Source organism: Oceanobacillus sp. M60, assembly GCF_053839645.1.
Genome location: NZ_JBSSNH010000008.1, coordinates 88,465 through 109,078, shown reverse-complemented (window position 1 = coordinate 109,078; position 20,614 = coordinate 88,465). Strand labels below are relative to the sequence as shown.

General features: G+C 35.8%; 16 protein-coding genes. 9 read left to right on the top strand and 7 right to left on the bottom strand.

Translation table 11 applies throughout. The annotated features are described in order from the left end of the window. Positions 1–35: 35 nt before the first annotated feature. The 4 genes from ACW0TQ_RS19240 to xylA all read right to left on the bottom strand — a co-directional run bounded on the left by ACW0TQ_RS19240 (position 36) and on the right by xylA (position 6,416). Positions 36–1,958: a right-handed parallel beta-helix repeat-containing protein gene (locus ACW0TQ_RS19240; RefSeq protein WP_341173293.1), complete on the bottom strand. Its 1,923-nt coding sequence runs from the start codon at positions 1,956–1,958 to the stop codon at positions 36–38. A gap of 22 nt (positions 1,959–1,980) precedes the next feature. Continuing rightward, a complete protein-coding gene (locus tag ACW0TQ_RS19235; protein ID WP_341173292.1) occupies positions 1,981–3,405 on the bottom strand; it encodes an MFS transporter in 1,425 nt (474 codons plus the stop codon). Between the two features lie 160 nt (positions 3,406–3,565). After that, the gene (xylB, locus tag ACW0TQ_RS19230; protein ID WP_341173291.1) at positions 3,566–5,065 is read right to left on the bottom strand and encodes a xylulokinase; all 1,500 of its coding nucleotides are present in this window, start codon (positions 5,063–5,065) and stop codon (positions 3,566–3,568) included. 25 nt (positions 5,066–5,090) lie between these two features. Continuing rightward, positions 5,091–6,416 (bottom strand): xylose isomerase, encoded by a 1,326-nt coding sequence (gene xylA / locus ACW0TQ_RS19225; RefSeq protein WP_341173290.1) that lies wholly within the window; start codon positions 6,414–6,416, stop codon positions 5,091–5,093. Positions 6,417–6,679: 263 nt separating this feature from the next. On the opposite strand from xylA, the gene ACW0TQ_RS19220 reads away from it, so the two are divergent. Continuing rightward, positions 6,680–7,873: an ROK family protein gene (locus tag ACW0TQ_RS19220; protein WP_341173289.1), complete on the top strand. Its 1,194-nt coding sequence runs from the start codon at positions 6,680–6,682 to the stop codon at positions 7,871–7,873. 57 nt (positions 7,874–7,930) lie between these two features. After that, positions 7,931–8,545 (top strand): hypothetical protein, encoded by a 615-nt coding sequence (locus ACW0TQ_RS19215; protein ID WP_341173288.1) that lies wholly within the window; start codon positions 7,931–7,933, stop codon positions 8,543–8,545. A gap of 313 nt (positions 8,546–8,858) precedes the next feature. On the opposite strand, the gene ACW0TQ_RS19210 is transcribed toward ACW0TQ_RS19215, so the two are convergent. From ACW0TQ_RS19210 to ACW0TQ_RS19200, 3 genes are read right to left on the bottom strand one after another with little or no spacing between them, the layout of a single operon-like run. Continuing rightward, positions 8,859–10,064 carry a CaiB/BaiF CoA transferase family protein gene (locus ACW0TQ_RS19210; protein ID WP_341173287.1) on the bottom strand — a complete coding sequence of 402 codons (1,206 nt, stop codon included), beginning with the start codon at positions 10,062–10,064 and terminating at the stop codon, positions 8,859–8,861. 53 nt (positions 10,065–10,117) lie between these two features. Beyond that, positions 10,118–10,918, bottom strand: coding sequence for an enoyl-CoA hydratase/isomerase family protein (locus tag ACW0TQ_RS19205; RefSeq protein WP_341173286.1), 801 nt, complete (start codon positions 10,916–10,918; stop codon positions 10,118–10,120). Positions 10,919–10,955: 37 nt separating this feature from the next. After that, positions 10,956–12,248: a CitMHS family transporter gene (locus ACW0TQ_RS19200; RefSeq protein ID WP_341173285.1), complete on the bottom strand. Its 1,293-nt coding sequence runs from the start codon at positions 12,246–12,248 to the stop codon at positions 10,956–10,958. A gap of 254 nt (positions 12,249–12,502) precedes the next feature. Between ACW0TQ_RS19200 and ACW0TQ_RS19195 the strand changes: the two genes are divergently transcribed. The 7 genes from ACW0TQ_RS19195 to ACW0TQ_RS19165 all read left to right on the top strand — a co-directional run bounded on the left by ACW0TQ_RS19195 (position 12,503) and on the right by ACW0TQ_RS19165 (position 20,555). Continuing rightward, positions 12,503–13,261: an IclR family transcriptional regulator gene (locus tag ACW0TQ_RS19195; protein WP_341173284.1), complete on the top strand. Its 759-nt coding sequence runs from the start codon at positions 12,503–12,505 to the stop codon at positions 13,259–13,261. 570 nt (positions 13,262–13,831) lie between these two features. Continuing rightward, positions 13,832–14,329: a tripartite tricarboxylate transporter TctB family protein gene (locus tag ACW0TQ_RS19190; RefSeq protein WP_455725927.1), complete on the top strand. Its 498-nt coding sequence runs from the start codon at positions 13,832–13,834 to the stop codon at positions 14,327–14,329. Positions 14,330–14,342: 13 nt separating this feature from the next. Then, positions 14,343–15,836, top strand: a complete 1,494-nt coding sequence (locus ACW0TQ_RS19185) for a tripartite tricarboxylate transporter permease (RefSeq protein WP_455725926.1) — start codon at positions 14,343–14,345, stop codon at positions 15,834–15,836. 30 nt (positions 15,837–15,866) lie between these two features. Beyond that, positions 15,867–16,844, top strand: a complete 978-nt coding sequence (locus ACW0TQ_RS19180) for a tripartite tricarboxylate transporter substrate binding protein (RefSeq protein WP_455725925.1) — start codon at positions 15,867–15,869, stop codon at positions 16,842–16,844. Positions 16,845–16,865: 21 nt separating this feature from the next. Continuing rightward, on the top strand, positions 16,866–17,879 hold the full coding sequence (locus ACW0TQ_RS19175; RefSeq protein WP_341173283.1) for a mannonate dehydratase: 1,014 nt from the start codon (positions 16,866–16,868) through the stop codon (positions 17,877–17,879). An 88-nt stretch (positions 17,880–17,967) separates the two neighbouring features. After that, complete coding sequence (garD, locus tag ACW0TQ_RS19170; protein ID WP_256705096.1) at positions 17,968–19,491, top strand: galactarate dehydratase; 1,524 nt, start codon at positions 17,968–17,970, stop codon at positions 19,489–19,491. Between the two features lie 377 nt (positions 19,492–19,868). Next, positions 19,869–20,555 (top strand): FadR/GntR family transcriptional regulator, encoded by a 687-nt coding sequence (locus ACW0TQ_RS19165; protein WP_455725924.1) that lies wholly within the window; start codon positions 19,869–19,871, stop codon positions 20,553–20,555. Positions 20,556–20,614: the final 59 nt, after the last annotated feature.

The window sequence follows — 20,614 nt, the reverse complement described above, 5'->3', positions numbered from 1 at the left end:
CTTTTTATTTAATTTTATCTCGTTTAGACTAACATTTATCCCCAGACTTTCACATAGTTTTCTCCATTTTTTAAATCAACAATTGGTCCCAAAACACTTTTTTCTTTTCTTTGTTTACCCAGATAATCTGTATCTAAAGTAACTTCACTTCCATCTGGGTTTTCAAAATCTGCATCAACAATTCGTACTCGAGGTAGCGTTCCGGTAGATTGGATTTCTCCGAGGATGTTTTCAAAATCATCCGGAAGTTCACAAGAGAGATACACTTCATTGCCTTCTTCAATAATACGTAGTTTAGGGTCAAAACGATTTACTTCAAGCTTATCTTTTTCCCTTTCAAAAGAAGCTGCTCCGTTGAAATAGGCATTATGATTGATATATACAGGCTGATTCACCTTATGGAATGCTTCATGGTCGCCGGGCTCTTGTTTTACAGTCTCAATATACTCCTCTAATGACGCTGTATAGCCGTTGTAATGAGCTGTGCCAACTCCTTCAAAGTTGGAATCGCCGATGAATATATTATTATAAAAACGGTCATCTCCGCCATAAGTAGCTGCAAAACCAGCTACCTTTGTGCTGTGTGGATAATGGTAAGGAGTGGGACGATCCAACATTTTGCGATGAACCATTTTGCCGCGAATGATATTATTTACGTAAGCACCGCCCTGTGCATGATTATCTAAAGCATAGTCTGCAGTTAGTATATTATGATCAACTAAATAAGGACCACTGCTAACCTCAACAAACAAGTCGCGATTATTTCTATAAAATAGATTTTTGCTTATTCTCGTACCTTGTGTTTGCCAATCTGACCATATGCCTAGAGAACAGTCATGGAAACGGTTATTGTGAATTTGCGTATCAATCGCGGCATGTAATTTAATACCTGCTATCTCATGCCCGAAAAATTCTCTCTTTAATGCAATGTTATAAATATGATTATTATAGATTTCGCTAAATACACAGCCAAGATGACCTACGATGCCATTCTGGCCGCAATCATAGATTGTGTTATTTCGGATAATATGGGAACCGACTTTTTCTTTGTTCCAACCTGCTTGGTGAGCGTGGAACACAGATTCTAATTGATATTGGTAACCCGGCTTATCTTTTCGTTTGCTGCTAAAGTTATTTCCAGTGCTGGCTTCTTTTCCAATACTGATTGCGCTGCATTTCGCATCATGAATGATATTATCCTCGATTATCCAGCCTTTACTCCAATGAGGACCAATCAGTCCAGGTTGATCAGCGGTAGGCGGTGCCCAAGGAGTAGCTGCTTGTGCTAATTCAAATCCTTTAACTGTAATATAATCAATACCTGTATTTTCTGGATAAAACACAGATTTTCTAACGTTTATTTCTACTAATTCTTTATTTGGATCAAACTCATGAAAATTAGCGTAAATTGTTGTGTAGTATTCATCGACCTCTGCAAACCAAACAAATTTTGTTTGCTCTTGATTATGAACAGGGACGACTTCGTTTGTCCAATGATCTAATACTTCTGTTTGTATCTCGGGATCCAGTAGTTGTTCATAGCTTTCTGTTTCGTAAAAGGACATACCATTTAAATAAACGTCTCCTAAATGTCTTCCGGGGTTATAAACGACCCAGTCACCAAAAATTTCTTCGGTATAGGGATTGTACTCTCCAAAAAATGAATTAGGTAATTGAACTTTCCATACATTATTTTCTACTTCCTGCCAATCTTGGATATGCTCTGAACCTTTAATAATTACTTTTTCACCTTCTGCTGCTTCGTAAGTGATTCTTCTGAGATTGCTTAATCCGGAATTTTGAGGGTTTACTCGTTCTCTGTATTCTCCTTCATGTACAATAACTTTATCACCTGCCACTACAATAGAAGCTGCTTTGTTAATTGTTAAAAAAGGATTTTGTTTTGTTCCTTCGGCCATATCAGACCCGTTTTTCGCTACATGATATTCAAAAGTCATTTTTTATTTCCTCCCAATATAATTAAAGTTTCACTAAGTTTTTAGTACGATTCTCGCCAACTTTTCCTTCTTGAATTTCTTTCTTAACAGATGGAATAAATTTTTCGTAATTTAATGTGAATGTGACTAGCATAATAATGATGATACATGCAAAAGGAAAATAAATTTGCATGGATTTCATTGCTAAAATCGAGCTGTCCGGTTGAATGGAAGAACCAGCAACGTATCCGCCAATAGTAAGTGTCCAACCGACGATAGCCCCTTGTAACCCAGATCCAATCTTCATGCCAGCGCTTGTTAAACTAAACACAGATCCTTGTACAGGAACTCCTGATTTCCAATAAATCAAATCTCCTACGTCTGCTACAATAGCGCTAAGTGCACCTGTGAAAGGAACAACACCGATAGCGTTTACAATAAGACCTATAGTCAGTAACGTTAAATTCTCAGAGAATACGGTCATAATCAAATAAGAGATAATGGAAATAATTAACCCTATGACGATACTTCTTCGAATTCCGAACTTTTCTACAAATTTAGGTGTGTACATTAATCCTATTATTGTTGGAACAGTAGTTGCTAAGCTTAATATAGCCATGATGTCAGCGTTGTTAAATACGTAAGTAGCATAATAAACTCTGATACCGTTATCAGTCTGCCTTAAATACCAAAGCAAGTACAAAACAATTGTGATAATAAAGTATTTATTTGTTAACAATACTTTCATTATGAGAAAAAAGGGAACTCTTTGTGTTGTATTATTTTCAGTCTTTCGCTTAGCAATATTTCTTTCTTTTACAAACCACCCGGTAATCATCAAAGGGACCGCGCATAAAAAAGCATAAATTATTGTAGTAATCGTCCATCCCTGTTGACCGCCGCCGAATCCGCTTACAAAAAAAGTCGTAAATGTTGTAATGGATAAAACAGCCAGCTGTGAAAAAATAAAGCGGATGCTTCCTAATGAAACGCGATCATTCTTATCATTTGTCATAAGAGAAGTCAGAGAAGAATAAGCGACGTTATTAGCGGTATAAAAAACTGCAGAGATTAACAAATAGATGATAAAAATATATATGATTTTTCCAGTTTGGTCTAATGCCCCTGGCACATTGAATAATAAAAATGTCAATAAACCGAGAATGGGAGCTGTCCAAAACACCCATGGTTTGGCTTTGCCCATCTTTGAATTCGTGTTATCGATTAAGGTCCCCATAAATAAATCAGTGAACCCATCTGTAACACGGGAGATTAGAATAATCGTTCCAATTATTCCAGCTGAAATCCCCACTGTATCCGTCATATATATAGTGAGAAAAGAGGCAATAAAGGTCCAGCTATAATTTGCTCCAAAATCTCCTATACCAAATGTTAGTTTTTCACTCATTTTTAGCTTTTGCGTTTTTACTATTTGTGTTTCACTTTGCTCCGATTGTGCAGCATGCATTTTCATACCTCCATTTTTAATGAAAAGATAACGTCAACCTGCCATAAAGAGAACCCTTACATATTAAAATGAAATTTTTTTGATTGTTTCTACTAGCTTCTTCTATGATAACTGCGTGGAGCAGTTATCTTTTAAATTATCAATCTCATGACTCCATGTATTACTGCCGGTGCTGCATCAACTTTTTATTTAGTGATTGTGTTGAAGTATAGACTTGTTGGTAGAGTTTAAATAAAGTTTGATAAACTACTACATTTTCTTCTATCGGTTTATATATTTTTTCTGCATGTAAAAAAGTATCTGCGCAATCTTCAAGTGTTCTAAACCACCTGCAACCATAAGCTGCTAACATTGCTGCTCCCATTCCTGGACCTTGCTCATTGGATAATTTGACAACCTCTGTATTAAAGATATCTGCTTGCATTTGCAGCCATATCTCATTTTTTGAACCACCACCTACGGAAATAATTTGATCGATTTTCTTCCCTTGGTCCCGGAATAACTGGACAGACTCATTTAACGAAAATGTAACTCCTTCCATAACAGACCGTACAAAATGTTTCATCTTGTGAGAACTGTCTATTCCAATGAAACTTCCACGAATAGATGCATCAACATAGGGGGTGCGTTCACCTGCAATATAAGGTGTGAATAGTAAACCATTTGCACCCGGTGGAACTTTATCAACATCGTTAAGCAATTGGTCAAACGTTTTTTCTTCTGCGAAAGTATCTTTAAACCACGTAAGGCTTTGACCAGCCGCTAGTGTCACTCCCATAGTATAATAAGCATTTGGTACGCCATGATTAAAATAGTGAACTTTTCCCTGAAAGTTGCGATCTCTACGGTCTTCATGAGCGAGAACTACCCCGGATGTCCCGATGCTGGCCATTGTTTTACCTTCTGTTAAGACTCCTGATCCAATTGCGCCGCATACATTGTCAGCACCGCCAGTAAAGATGCGAGTTGATTTGGACAGACCAGTTTTTTCAATGATCTCAGGGGTCAATATTCCAATTTCTTCAGAAGATTCTACCAAGGGTGGACATATATCCAAATTGATATCTAATAAATCACAAATACTCTTGCTCCATTCTTTTTCTGCTACATTTAGCAATAAGGTACCAGCTGCATCGGAATATTCCGTATGCAAACTTTTAGTAAGCTTCAAACGGACATAATCTTTTGGTAACAAAAACGTTTTTACTTTATTATAAAGCTCAGGCTCATGATTTTTTACCCATAATAATTTAGGTAATGTAAATCCTTCTAATGCTAAATTTTTCGTGATACGAAGCAGTCTTTCTTTTCCCACTTTTTCATAAATCTCCTGACACTCCGCTGTAGTTCGTGTATCATTCCATAAAATTGCATTACGAAGAACATTTTGATTTTCATCGAGCAGAACCAGTCCATGCATTTGTCCAGAAAAGCTGATACCTTCAATGTCATCTGGTTTACCTTCGAATTGTTGAATTAGTTCAGAAAGCCCGGCGACAGTTTGGTCTACCCAATCTTTAGGGTTCTGTTCGCTATAGCCTGTTTTTTCTTGTAAGAGGGGATATGTTTTTGAAACTTCTTTTACAACATCTCCTTGTTGATTAACTAATAAAAGCTTCACAGCACTTGTCCCCAAATCAACACCGATAACATGCTTCATTATTCAGCCTCCTTATGTCCAGTTCTTATTGATCTGAATAAATTGTCAGCAGATATTGATTGATTACTGCCTTGATTCTTTCCAATTGTCCGGATTGTTGATTTATTTCTTTTAAATCAAGTGCATGCTCTTCTAATTTATGGAAATTCGTTTTTTCTTCCACGATGTTCAAACCAATACCGTGTGTATAGCTGCTATATCTGTTATTTACAACATTTTCAATAATTTGATCATCTAATAATTTCTGAGCCACTTTTAACCCGATTGCGAAACTATCCATTCCAGCTATATGTGCGTGAAAAAGATCTTCTGGCTCAAATGAACCTCTTCTTACTTTTGCATCAAAGTTTAATCCGCCGCGGCCCAGTCCGCCATTTTTGATTATTTCATACATAGCAAGTGTAGTAGCGTATAAGTCAGTTGGGAATTCATCTGTATCCCAGCCTAAAAGTGGGTGTCCTTGATTGGCGTCTACTGATCCTAAAATATTATTGACACGTGCGTAGTGCAGTTCATGCTCAAATGTATGACCTGCAAGTGTGGCGTGATTGGCTTCAATATTAAATTTAAAGTGATCTTGTAAATCATAATGCTGCAAAAAGGCGTAACTGCTAGCAACATCAAAATCATATTGGTGAGTTGTTGGTTCTTTAGGTTTTGGCTCAATTAGGAACTGTCCATCAAAATCAATTTCTTTAGCATAATCTACAGCCATATGGAAGAAGCGTCCGAGATTGTCTAATTCGAGTTTCATATCTGTGTTAAGGAGCGTTTCATAACCTTCTCGGCCTCCCCAAAATACGTAGTTTTCTCCACCAAGTTCTTTTCCGATTTCTAACCCTTTTTTTACTTTGGCTGCAGCGTAGGCGAATACATCTGCATTGTTAGAAGAAGCCGCCCCATGAATAAATCTTGGTTGAGTAAAATTATTAGCAGTATTCCAAAGCAGTTTCGTTTTGCTGTCTTTCATATAATCTTTGATCATGGAGACGATTGTATCTAAGTTTTTATTTGTTTCTCTTAAAGTTTCTCTTTCTGGTGCGATATCCACATCATGAAAACAGAAATAGGGAACATTTAGCTTCTCAAAGAATTCAAAAGCTGCCTCTACACGAGCTTTTGCTAAGTCCATTCCTGAGAATTTATCCCAAGGGCGGACAGCTGTTCCAGAGCCGAATGGGTCTGATAAATCTTCAGTAAATGTATGCCAGTATGCTACTGCAAAACGTAGATAATCCTCCATATTTGCGCCGCCAATGGTTTCCTCCGGATTATAGAACTTAAATGCATAAGGATTCGTTGACTTCGGCCCTTCATAAATTATCTGATTTACGTTTGGAAAATAACTCATTCTATAAATACCTCCTATTTCATTGAGTTAGTTAAAATAAGTTTATATAACTTTGTTTAACCTTAAAACTAAGTTTAGTATTTGTTGGAAGCGTTGTCAACAATAAAATTAAAGAAAAAAAGGTATTGATATGATAGATGAATTGATTTAAATATGATTGATTTAAGATTTGTTAATATAATGGTTAAACAAAGTGAGGATGAATGTTAAGCGATTTCTATGATAGAATAAAGATAAAGAATTATATAAAAAGGAGAAAAAAGATGCAAAAAATTCAAACCGGTGACCAAAATTTTGTAAAACAAATGAATAAGTCAATTGTTTTTCGTTCAATTAAAAAAAACGAACCACTATCCCGTTCGCAGATTTCTAAAATAACTGGACTCAATAAAGCAACTGTTTCTACAATGGTTTCGGAAATGCTTGAAGAGTCATTTGTATATGAAATAGAGTCTAACCAATCCAGTGGGGGAAGGAAGCCTGTGCTATTATATTTTAATAACCTTGCAGGCTTTTCGGTTGGAATTGACTTGGGCGTTAATTACATTCTCGGTGTTTTAACGGATTTGAATGGTCATATTGTAGAAGAAGTTACCCAGACTTTAACTAGCATTGAATATGAAGATGTGAAGAACAATTTAGTGAATATCATAAAAAAATTAATTAAAAAGGCTCCGGAAAGCACGTATGGCATAGTAGGAATTGGTGTAGGTGTTCCAGGTAATGTCGATCTCGATGAGAATATTTTATTTGCCCCAAATCTAAAATGGAAAAATGTTGATTTAAAAGCAGAGTTACAAAATGAACTTCACATTCCGGTTAAAATTCAAAATGAAGCTAATTGTGGAGTTCATGGTGAACATCTTTATGGGAGAGGGAAGAATGCATCTGATTTAGTGTATATTAGCATTGGAGTTGGTATAGGTACAGGCATCATTATAAAAAACAATCTTTACACTGGTACATCTGGTATTTCTGGAGAAATGGGACATGTTACTCTTAATGCAAACGGCCCTAAATGCCGTTGCGGAAATCACGGTTGCTGGGAACTTTATGCATCGGAACAGGCTCTTTTGGAGCATGTAAAAAAGCAAAAAGTATTAAGCAGTTCGAATGATATAAGTCTGGAAAAACTAGTAGCAGAAGCAAAAACAGGGAATAAAGAAGTTCTGCAGATTTTAAACACATTAGGGGAGTATATCGGAATTGGATTAACAACTGTTATTAATACGTTTAATCCAGAAATGGTTATCATAGGAAATAGAATCTCACAATTTAGCCGATGGTTAACCAACCCTGTTAATCATGTTCTACAGGATAGGCTATCTTATTATCATAATGAGAATACGGAGATTAAATTTTCTGCTCTGGGTCGTTATTCAAGTGCGCTCGGTGCTACTTCGATAGCGATTTCTCATTTTTTATCAGAACAAAAATTAGAGAAAATGACATTGTAACTACAAAAAACGTTTTACCTTTATTTTTCAAAGTAACATAAAACAAGGAGGCTCATAATGGACGTATGGTATGTAAGCTACGGCTCCAACATTAGCGAAAATCGCTTTTCCTGCTATATTGAAGGAGGTATTCCTGAAGGATCTGAAAAAGAGGAAAAGGGATGTGAAAATACGACCCCGCCAAAGAAAGTAAAAAAAGCCGAGCTCCCTTATCCTCTCTATTTTACAAAGGAAAAAAGCAAATGGGGCAAGGGCGGAGTTGCCTTCATTGGACATAAATCCAATAAAGATACCAAAACATATGCAAGAAAGTACCTGATCACCGATGAGCAATTTGGAGAAGTCGTGGAGCAGGAAAATAATGTGGATGCCTTAAATATCAAAGTGCAGGATATTATGGATAAAGGCTATGTTGACTTGAAAGCAGGCTGGTACGGCAGGGTTATTTATCTGGGAAAAGAGGAAGGGGCGCCAATGTTTACATTTACCAATCCGGATGTAATGGGAACGCACGAATTTACCACTCCCCCTCAATCCTATTTATCCATGATTTCCCGCGGGTTAAAGGAGATTGGTCTTGCGAAAGAAGAAATTGTGGAATACTTTTTAACGAAACCTGGAATTGAAGGGAAGTTTACGAAGGATTCGCTTTTTCGGTATATTTACGGTTGATTATTGTTTTTTCATAATATGAATTAAAATAATTATTCTTATTGGGAAATCCTATTTAAACTATATGAATTGCGTGGTCTAAGTTCCTTGTCTATAGACGGCATTTGTTTTCTAAGCGGAGTTGTAAAAATGATATAAACACCTGAATCGAAAGGTTGATGATTCAGGTGTTTTTGTGTGTTTATTCTGTTTTCTTAGATGATATTTTATGTGGCCAATAAATAACCAAATATATAGAAATATACCCCACTCGCGGATAACTAGATTTAAGAAAGGTTAAATGGTGTGTTGGGTATTGAATTAACCTGTTTCATTATATAGATTTATTCATTGTATTTAACACTTCATTCATTTTATCATTGGAATAGCCTAAGACATCTCTTAGTATTTCTTCTGTGTTTTCTCCTAATGTTGGTGGAGCAGCATTATTATTTAATGGAGCATTACTATAATGAATAGGAGTTCCAACATGAGAAAATTTCCCGTAGGAAGGATGATCAATCTTTTTAATGAGATCTTTCTCTTTTATCTGCGGATGATTTAATGCATCTTCAATATTCAACACTGGAGCGTGAGGTATATCGTAAGCTTCGAATACTTCTATCCATTCATTTATTTTTTTTCTGTCTAATTCTGCTTGAATAATATCGATTAAGATTTCCCTGTTTTTTACGCGTAAATCATTTGTTTTAAATCTTTCATCCGTTAACCATTCTTTTTTATTCATTGCCTTTATAAATTTTTTCCAAAAACCTTCCGTGTAGATAGCTAAAACTAAATAACCATCTGATGCTTTATAAGTTCCGTATGGGACAATGAAAGGGTGATGTGACCCTACAGGAGAAGACGATTCTCCAGTCATGTAATACTTTCCGGCATAATAGCCTAACAACGAAACAAGATTATCAAGCAAACTTAAATCAATATGAAGTCCTTTTTTCGATTTTCCTTTTTCTATTATAGCGCCCAATACAGAGATTGCTCCAAATAGTCCGCCAATAATATCGCCAATAGGAAGTCCAGATCGCTGCGGGACACCATCACCTGTAACACTCATTACACCGCTTAATGCCTGAACAATAATATCATAACCCGCTCTTTCTCCAAGTGGGCCAGTACTTCCGAAAGCAGAAATGGAGCAGACTATCATACCAGGATTAATTAACTGTATTGCTTCCTTGCTGAATCCTAGTTTATCTAAAACCCCAGGACGAAAATTTTCAACTAGAATATCACATTCTTTTATTAAATCTTTCAATGTTTGCATCCCAATATCGCTTTTTAAATTAACTTCTATACTTTTTTTATTTCGATTAACACTTAGAAAATAGTGACTTTCCCCATTTTGATATGGAGCAAAATGGCGCGTCTGGTCTCCGAATCCAGGACGTTCTATTTTTATAACTTCAGCACCTAAATCACTTAAAATAGTAGTTGCTAAAGGGCCGGCTAATGTTTGACTTAAGTCTAATATTCGGATATGAGATAGTGGACCTTTATATTCTTCATTTTCCACCATTATTCACATTCCTCCTCTTCGAATTAGTTGATTGTTTTTATATTCGGGACTAATTATTTTTTCATTAGTTTTTCTAACGCATTTTTGTGATTTGGATGATGTACTGATATTGCCATTAATGATGAAGCCATATCCAACGATTGCTTTAAATTCATTGACAAGCCTTGATAAACGATACGTTTCATCATTTGAATAACCTCTTGAGGTTCATTACATAGATTATTTGCATACTCTTTAACAGTCTGTAGCAAAGAATTATTTGGAATCACGTGGGTAACCAATCCAATCTCTTTTGCTTCAGCAGCTGTGAGCTTTTTTCCAGTCCAAAGCATTTCTAGTGAATTATCGATGCCGATAATTCTAGGAAGATAATATCCTCCACCGTCTCCAGGCACAATTCCAGCTTTTATATACCCTTCACCTAATTTTGCTTCATCAGAACAGAATCGAATATCGCACATTAATGCCATGTCTAATCCAGCTCCGATAGCTGCTCCGTTAATCGCAGCTATCATTGGTTTATCAATTTCTTCCATTAACAAGGGTATTTTTTGTATATTTTTCCATAAACTATTCTTTACCTCTAACGGTAAACTAGTGTAATTCTCTTGTTCTTGTTTAGTCTTAGCCATAAAGCCATCACCGTTTATCATTGCTTTAATATCTCCGCCTGCGCAAAATGCTTTTCCATTTCCTGTTAGAATACCAACATAAATATCGTCATTATTTTTAATTTCTTCTAATGCGTCAATCCATAGCTGGATCATATCCACACTAAAAGCATTTAACGATTCAGGTCTATTTAATCGAATAACTCCAATATGATTATCCTTTTCAAAAATTAAATCTTCCATTACATAACAACTCCCTTTAATGTGAATTTTGAATGATTTAGAAAGGAATAACGCCTATCAATACACAAACAATAGTCATTACGATCGTTGTACCGAACGCCCATTTAAATGTGAATTTTTGATGATCAGCCAAATCAACCCCAGCTAAACCAATAAGCAGAAATGTAGAAGGTGTTAATGGACTAATTGGAAACCCTGTTGTAATCTGACCTAGGATTGCCGCACGTGCCATTTCAGCCCCACTTATTCCGTAAGTAGCTGCTGCTTCGCTTAGAATAGGTAAGACACCAAAATAAAAAGCATCTGGAGTAAATACAAGACTTAGAGGCATACTTGCAATAGCTAATATAATTGCCATTTGCGTTCCAAGCCCCTCTGGAATAATGGATACAAGACTATTCGCCATTGCTTCGACCATTCCAGTCCCCGATAAAACACCTGTAAATATACCTGCAGCAAAAATAATTGTCACAATGGTTACAACACCAACAGCCAATGAATCTATTCTTTCCTGTTGAACTTTTGCATTAGGATAATTAACTATTAAAGCTATAACAAATCCAACCATAAATACTACTGGCAGTGGAAACCATACTTGAATAAGAAAAACAATTAGAACGATGGTTAAAAGTAAATTAAACCAAAAGAGTTTTGGCCGTTTTAATTCTTGTTCCTCTTTAGAAATTTCCATCGTATATTCGAACGAGGAATCTTCAATACCAAGCCTTTTACGTTCTCGTTTACCTAATAGATATGCAACAAAAAACACCCATAAAAGTCCAACTAACATTGCCGGGATAACAGGATTAAATATGTCAGTTGTATCAATATTGAGGGAAGCGGAAGCTCTTGCTGTAGGTCCGCCCCAAGGAAGTAAGTTCATTGTTCCTGCACTTAATGCAACAACACAGGCTAATACTAATTTACTCATTTTTAACCTATTATATAGTGGGAGCAGTGCAGGTATCGTAATGAGAAAAGTAGAAGCCCCGGAGCCGTCTAAATGGGCAAACATACCAATAACTGCAGTTCCTATAACTATTTTTAAAGGATCTCCTTTTACTAAAATTAGAACTCGTTTAATAATTGGATCGAATAGACCTGCTTGGTTCATGATTCCAAAATACAATATCGCGAAGGCAAGCATGATTGCAGTAGGTGCTACTTCTATAATTCCATCGAGCATCATTGGACCCAAATCAATTGTGTGCCCTGTAAATAATCCAAAAAGAAGCGGAACAATAATTAAAGCAACAATCACAGACGTTTTCTTAGTTAAAATGAGATACAGAAATACAAAAATGGTTAAAAAACCAAGTAAGGCTAACATTTCTTCACTTCCTTCCTAGGTAATGATATCGGTTAGCTTTCATATTGTTTTCTATAGGGAATAGAGGGGGCTGAAGGTACACTGTTTTAAAACAAATTTTCATTTAGGACATTTATATTCTAATCTTGTTTAGAATATTACCGTTAAACGGTAAGGGTTTTCATTTAACGGTACATGATAATTAATTATGGAAATATTGCACTATTAGACACATATAATCTGATATACATACTGTTGGATTGGAGGAGATTTTTTTGCAGAAAAAAGAATCAATGCAGACGATTAATCGTGCGGTTCAAGTTTTAAAAGTATTTTCATTCAACGAAAAAGAGTTATCTTTAACAGAGATAAGTGAGAGATTGGGGATTTCAAAATCAAGTATTCAAAGGATCTTATATACCCTTACAGAAGAAGGGTTTTTAGAAAAAAATGAACGAAGCAAGACGTATAAACTAGGGATGGAATTATACTTCTTAGGAAATTTGGTGGAGAGTAATTCACACTTACTGTCTATCACAAAAAAATTCATGCAAGAATTAAATACAAAAACGGGAGAAACGATTACATTAAATATTATCCATAATAATAAACGTAAATGTATTGCTTATGAACATGCAAAACATGAATTAACCACACTTTCCTATATAAGTAAAGAATCTCCTTTATATGCTGGCGCATCGGCAAAAGTATTGTTAGCGAATTTACCAGAAATTCAGAGAGAAAATATTATTGAGCACTTGAAATTAAAACAACTTACGGATTATACGGTAATAAATAAGGACTGTTTAAGAAAACAATTAAGTACAATAAGGGAACAAGGATATGCAATAACAAAGAATGAAAGAATTCTAGGTGTTTATGCAATTAGCGCTCCGATAAAAAATCGCTTAAACGACGTTATTGCGAGTATGACTATAACGATTCCTTTGATTAGGGTGGATAAATCTAGGATTGAACAGTACGTTGAGTTTATATTGGAGTCTGCTGCTAGTATCTCTAGGAAGATGGGATAGAGGTTATTGGTTACATTTCATATTTTGCGATTGATATTATATCTTCTGGTACGTCAGAGATTTCTAAGCGATATGGATTACTTTGGGAATAAAACACCAAATCGATATAGGGAGGATAATTTTCATTAATATAAAAAAAGTTATTGAGACGAGCGGGCAAGAATTTTAATAAGATAATAGTTTTGACAGAAGCAGTCCATACAAGATATGGACTGTATTTTATTGGTTTTAACACCAATTCTTTATAAAATGAGTCAAGAGGTAGCACTTGAAAGTGGAAATAAAACAAAAACTACATTAATTATCGAGACCTTTAATCCAAATCTAGTTTGGAGTTTCTTTTTTTAGCAGGACAAATTAAGTCACGAAACCAAACTGAACGGATTCATATAAAATAAATTATCTAATTTATAGTGAGGATTTTTTTGATAATTTGGCATACCTCAATACATATAAAAACCTTAGAGAAGTAATATTTAAAAAACCTAAAAATTTTATTGACATATAAATATATTTGTCATACAATTACGAAAAGTAATAAAAAATAGGATGGATTGGAGGGGAAGTCTAATGGAAAGGAATTACGGTGATTTAATTACAGGAATTATTTTGTTGGCGATTTCAATAGTTATGTTTATAGGCTCTCTTAATATGGAAGCGCTAACAGAAGGGGCGGTCGGGTCAGATTTTATGCCTAAAGTAATTGCAATATTAATTGCAGTAATGAGTATTCCTGTAATTGTAAGCGGTTTTAAAAGTGGGGAGATAGACAAAACAGATGAAGAAGCACCTGCTGCAGAAGTTAAAGAAGGAACAGATAATAAAAATAGCTTTATTTATCTGATACTTACGATAATTTTGTTATTTGTTTATTTATTTCTAATTCCTATCTTAGGCTTTTTAATTACCACTGCTGCTTATCTCATTATACAAATGCTATTTTTCTCAAAATGGACAATCAAAAATGCCCTCTTATATGGGGTTATTTCAATTGTCACATCGTCCGTTATTTATTTCGTGTTTCGCAATGTGTTCTATGTCATGCTTCCAGCGGGAATTTTTGGGTAAGGAGGGTTAGAAAATGTTTGATATGTTATTAGAAGGTTTTAATTTGGTTTTCACTTTTCAAATAATCCTGTTAATTGTTGTTGGTGTAATCTTAGGACTTATATTTGGTTCTATACCAGGTTTAACAGCTACGATGGCAATTGCGATTTGTTTGCCGATTACATATGGGATGGATCCAGTCGCAGGAATGTCTCTTTTGATGGGATTGTATATTGGAGGGGTTTCAGGAGGTTTAATTCCAGCAATTTTATTGAAGCTGCCAGGAACCCCATCCTCCATTGCAACGACATTTGATGGATATCCGCTGGCTCAAAAAGGAGAGCCGGGAAAAGCATTCTCCTTTGCGATTGTCTCTTCTTTCTTTGGAGGATTAATAAGTATCGTCGCATTAATTATTATTTCTCCGCCATTAGGCAAAGTTGCTTTAGAATTCGGACCTTTTGAGTTTTTTGCTATTGTGATTTTTTCCCTGACGTTAATCTCAAGTCTTTCTGGAGATTCGATCGTCAAAGGTGTTCTATCAGGAGCACTTGGTATTGCATTTGCATTGGTTGGTTCAGCACCAATTGATGCGTTTCCAAGATTTACGTTTGGTTTCAGTTCCTTAGATGCTGGGTTTGACTTATTACCAGTGTTAATTGGGCTATTTGCAGTGTCGGAAATATTGATTACTGCTGAAAAGAAAGTCAAAAATAATAAATCTACACGTCTGAAAAAAATTAGTTACCGAGTAAAAATGAAGGAATATTTTGAACAAAAATGGAACTTTCTTCGGTCGACATTGTTAGGTTTGAGCATTGGGGTATTACCTGGTATTGGAGGTGGAACCGCAAATATTATCGCATATGCAACAACAAAAAATCTTTCAAAAAAACCTGAAGAATTTGGTAAAGGGAATCCCAGTGGTATTGTAGCGTCTGAATCATCAAATAATGCTGCTATTGGAGGAGCGTTAGTTCCGCTTATTTCTTTAGGAATACCGGGAGATACAGTTACAGCTATGTTACTCGGGGGCCTTGTCTTGCATGGGTTGCAGCCTGGACCAATGCTGATTCAAAATAGTGGCGAAATAGTATATGGCATATTTGCTGCTTTAATCATTGCAAACATTTTAATGGCAGTGTTTTTATTCTTAGGAATGAGAGGATTTGTAAGATTGCTTAGCATTCCTCAGGCTATTCTTTTACCTATTATTCTAGCGTTGTGTGTTGTTGGTGCATTTGGTGTGAATAATCGTTTATTTGATGTAGGTGCATTATTTTTCTTTGGGATTATCGGTTACCTGATGATCAAAGCTAAAATGCCATTAACACCGCTTGTTCTAGGGTTTATCCTGGGACCAATTCTAGAAACAAACCTACGCAGAGGTTTAATGTTATCTGAAGGAAACTTTATGCCTTTTTTAACAGAACCAATAGCTGCAGGATTCTTACTTTTAACAGTCGTTTCTATTGCCATGAAAATATACAGTAATAGAAAGAAACAAAAGCTTCAAAAAGTAAATTAACTAAATAAATCAAAAAAGGGAGGAATTATATTGAAGAAAATTGTGGATATTTTTACGAAAAGTTTAGCTGTTGTTTGTCTAGTTTTTATTTTAAGTGCATGTTCAGATGGGGAAAGTTCAAATGCGGAAGATGCATACCCTTCTAAACCAATTGAGGTAGTTGTTCCAGTTGGAGCGGGTGGGGATACAGACTTGAATACACGTATTACTGCTAAATATCTGGAACAGGAACTTGGTGAATCAATCGTCATTACGAACGTGGAAGGGGCTGGGGGTTCAACAGGTATCAAGGAAGTATTATCTAAGGAACCAGATGGACATGCTGTATTGGCTTACCATAATGCAATGTTAGTTAATAATATTTATGGATTAGCTGACTATACATCTAAAGATTTTAAATATGCAGGTGTAGGAATTGTTGATCAATCGAATACATTTCTTGCTTCTAAAGATGCTGCATTTGATGATATCGAATCCTTGATTGATTATGCCAAAGAAAATCCTGGCGAAGTTAAGGTGGCTACAGAAGTTGGAGCGATGACACATTTGCAAGTGTTAGAGTTTGAACAAAAAACAGGAGTTGAATTTAATATAGTTGATGCCGGTGGTGCTTCTGATAAAATTACCGCTTTATTAGGAGGAAGAGTTGACATTGTACCAACTTCTCTTGGATTAGTGCAGGATTTTCTTGAATCTGGCGATTTTGTTTCCCTCGGTGTAATTGCTGAGGAGCGTCTGGAAGGAGCCCCAGATGTTGAAACGTTTACCGAGCAAGGTGTAGATATGTCAGTAGATAAAGTTTTTTATTGGGCTTTTAACCCGGAAACACCGGATGAGGTCGTAGAAAGATTTTCAGAAGCGTTAGAAAATGTAGTTGAAGATGAATCCTTTCAAGAGGAGATTAAGAACAGTTGGTTAACCCCAAGTTATCTAGATTCAGAAGAAACAGCTGAGAAGTTAAAAGAAATTACTGAGAATGACCAGGCAGTTTATGACGCGGCTAATTAATAATATAGAAGGAGGCTGTAAATGATGAAAGTGTCCGTAACCGTTAACACCACTGAATTAACAGATTTGGATTTACAACAAATGTCCCAGCTAGGTGTGGACAGGATTGATTTTGGGAACGGGAACTCTTTTGCAGGTGTGAAGGAACAAGGGTTTCCAGATTTGGATAGTTTATTAAAACTTCAAAGAAGAATCCGCTCATGGGGGATGGATATTAATAGAGTTACCTTGCCAAATATAACCGATTCATTTATGGATAATCAAGATGGCAGTGAGGTGCAATTGGAAAACTCCGTAAATGCCATTAAAGTCTTTGGAGAAGCAAATATAAAAATCGTCAGACAACGATTTGAAGGCGATGTATTTTATGGTCGTTCACAGACTTATCAAGCGATTCAAAGAGGCGGAGCCATCTCTAGAGGAGAGAGCGTTGGTTTATTGAAGGATAAAGCAGAAAGTCCGACTTTAGAAGAACTGGAAAAGTGGTGGCGTTCTTTTCAAAGGGCCTATAAAGAATTAGTGCCGACTGCTCAAGAAAATGGTGTGAATATAGCTATGCATCCATCTGATACACCACATCCAGATTCTCCCTTCGGAGGACTTGGTTTACACAGGATAATTGATGACTTTCCGAATGAAAACGTAGGTTTTGTTTACTGCATCGGTACGCGTGCGGAAGAAGGTGGATCCTCATTAGTCATTGATGAAATAAATCATTTTGGTAGAAAAAACAGAATTTTCTTAGTGCATTTTAGAAATGTACGCGGAAGTTTACCGACAGCTGGAGCATTTGAAGAAGCTTTACTAGATGATGGGGACTTGAATATGTTTAAGATATTGCTGGAATTAAAGAAAGTAGGTTTTAACGGTTGTCTAAACCCTGATCATGTACCTATCCTTGCAGGTGACATTGCAGACCAAGATAAAAAATGGGCAAATTCGAATATTGGCTGGAAATCATCTAACCTGGGATTTGCTTATTCCATTGGATATATTAAAGCCTTACTTACTGCATTAAACGAAGTTACAGGGTAATGAAATATACAATAGAATGTGATGATATGTTTAGTGTAAGTGTATTTCATACATTTACTGAAAAACAACAGAGAGGTGGTGTGAGAAAATGCAAGAAGATATGGAACCACTCTATATTAAAGTGAAAGAAATAGATAATACCGCGATTATTGTTAATAATGGAGGTTTAAAGCAAGGAACTGTTTTTAAGTGTGGTCTCGAATTAAAAAATATGATTCCTCAAGGGCATAAAGTAGCTTTAGAGGACATAGAAAAAGATGGAGAAATTATCCGATACGGAGAAATTATTGGATATGCTAAAGGTCGAATTGAAAAAGGATCCTGGATAAGAGACGCTGTAATGAATTTACCAGTACCTCCAGAACTAAATACATTAAAGACCTACGGGAAAGCAGAACCGAAGGAACCCTTAGATGAAGAATACACTTTTTTAGGATACAGAAACTCTGATGGTACAGCTGGGGTGAAGAATATACTCGGGATAACGACAAGTGTTCAATGTGTCGTTGGGGTTTTAGAGTTTGCTGTACAAAAGATAAAGGAAGAACTTCTTCCAAAGTACCCAAATGTTGAAGATGTTATTGCTATTAATCATAACTATGGTTGTGGTGTTGCAATAAACGCTGGCGATGCAAAAATTCCTATCCGCACCATTCAAAATCTAGCGAAACATCCTAGTTTTGGCGGGGAAATCATGGTTGTCGGTTTAGGATGCGAAAAGCTCCAACCAACGCGATTAAATGATGGAAAAGATAATGATAATATTGTAATGTTACAAGATCAAAATGGCTTCACAAATATGATTCAAACTATTATGGAGATGGCTGAAGAAAGGTTAGAAAGGCTAAACCAAAGAGAGCGAGAAGAATTTCCAATCTCTGAATTAGTAGTAGGTGTTCAGTGTGGGGGAAGTGATGCATTTTCAGGCGTTACAGCAAATCCAGCTGTAGGGTATGCGGCAGATTTGCTGGTTAAAGCTGGTGCAACTGTCTTGTTTTCTGAAGTAACAGAGGTCAGGGATGCGGTCCATCTATTAACACCAAGAGCAGATAGTCGAGAAGTAGCGGACGCTCTTGTTAGAGAAATGGATTGGTATGATAAATATTTGAATAAAGGTGATGTTGACCGGTCAGCAAATCCGTCGCCAGGAAATAAAAAAGGCGGATTATCTAATGTCGTTGAAAAGTCTCTTGGTTCAGTAATTAAATCTGGAACATCTCCAATTACAGATGTTTTATCTCCAGGAGAAAAGGTTCGAAAAAAAGGATTAAATTTTGCTGCTACGCCCGCAAGCGATTTTGTTTGTGGAACTTTGCAGCTCGCTGCTGGTATGCATTTACAGGTGTTCACAACGGGCAGAGGAACACCTTATAATCTGTCAATGGCACCTGTATTAAAGGTTTCAACAAGAAATGAATTAAAAAATCAATGGAACGATTTAATCGATATCAATGCGGGAACGATTGCTACAGGAAAAGCGACTATTGAAGATGTAGGATGGGAAATTTTTCATGATATTATTGCTACTGCTAGTGGTAAGAAAACAACTTGTGCAGATAAATGTGGTATTCGAAACGATTTAGCCTTATTTAATCCTGCACCAGTTACGTAACTAATCGGATGTCTATAAATAATGGGTAGCTTTTATGGTGTTAAGAAGGAGAGGGATATAATCTCTATCCTTCTTTTTATATCGACTTTAAATCAATGGAAAGAACTTTAGAAATAAAAATTCCAGTTGATAAAGATAGCAGGGAGTAAATATACAACTATGATATAGGGGAAGTTTATATGATATATTCTTTGGAAATTTATTGAAATTGACAAACTTATATATTTGTCATACAATTACGGGCGGTAATTATAATAATAAACCTTGATGTAATTTATCCGCAGGTTATTTACATAATTCACTAAATAATCAAATGTGCTATATGACATGTGATTTCTTTAACATACTGATTGCTAAGTACAAGGAGAGTGAAGGTAATGGAAGTATTTAAAACAGGAACAATACAAAGAAATACATTATCACAACAAGTGTTAAACCAAATAATTTCCATGTTGATGGATGGGCAGCTTCATCCGGGAGATAAGCTTCCGTCTGAATTAAAATTAATGGAGGATTTTGATGTAAGCCGCCCTGTATTAAGAGAAGCGCTTAGTTCTTTAGAAACATTAGAAATTGTCAAAAGAAGACCGCGTGGAGGAACGTATATTAATGAAAAAGTAGGAAATAGTCCATTTAGAGCAATGTTAGCATTAACAATCAATAATGTGTCAGCTGTTATTGAAGCAAGAATGTCCTTAGAATTAGGACTAGTTACTTTAGCAGCAGAAAAAATAACTGACGAACAATTAGATCTGTTAAAGGAAATAAACAGTGATATTGAAAAAAGCGTGAATAATAATTATGGGGCGTTAGATATCGAATTTCATAGAATCATTGCCCAAAGCGCAAATAACCCAGTAGTGGAAGGGATGATTGATTCATTATTGATTGCGCATGAAAAGACTGATAGCTTGATACCCTACCGTGAGCGGGAAATAACGGTTGCATACCACGAAGCGATTTACAGAGCTTTAAAAAAAAGAGACCCAATTATGTCATTCACAGAAATGTATCGACATCTCCGTTATGTACGAGAAAAAATCATGTCTAGAATAGATGTATAACTTTTCGTACGGAACTTTTTACTATCTAAAATTTAAATAAGTGTTAGATGACTTCTGTA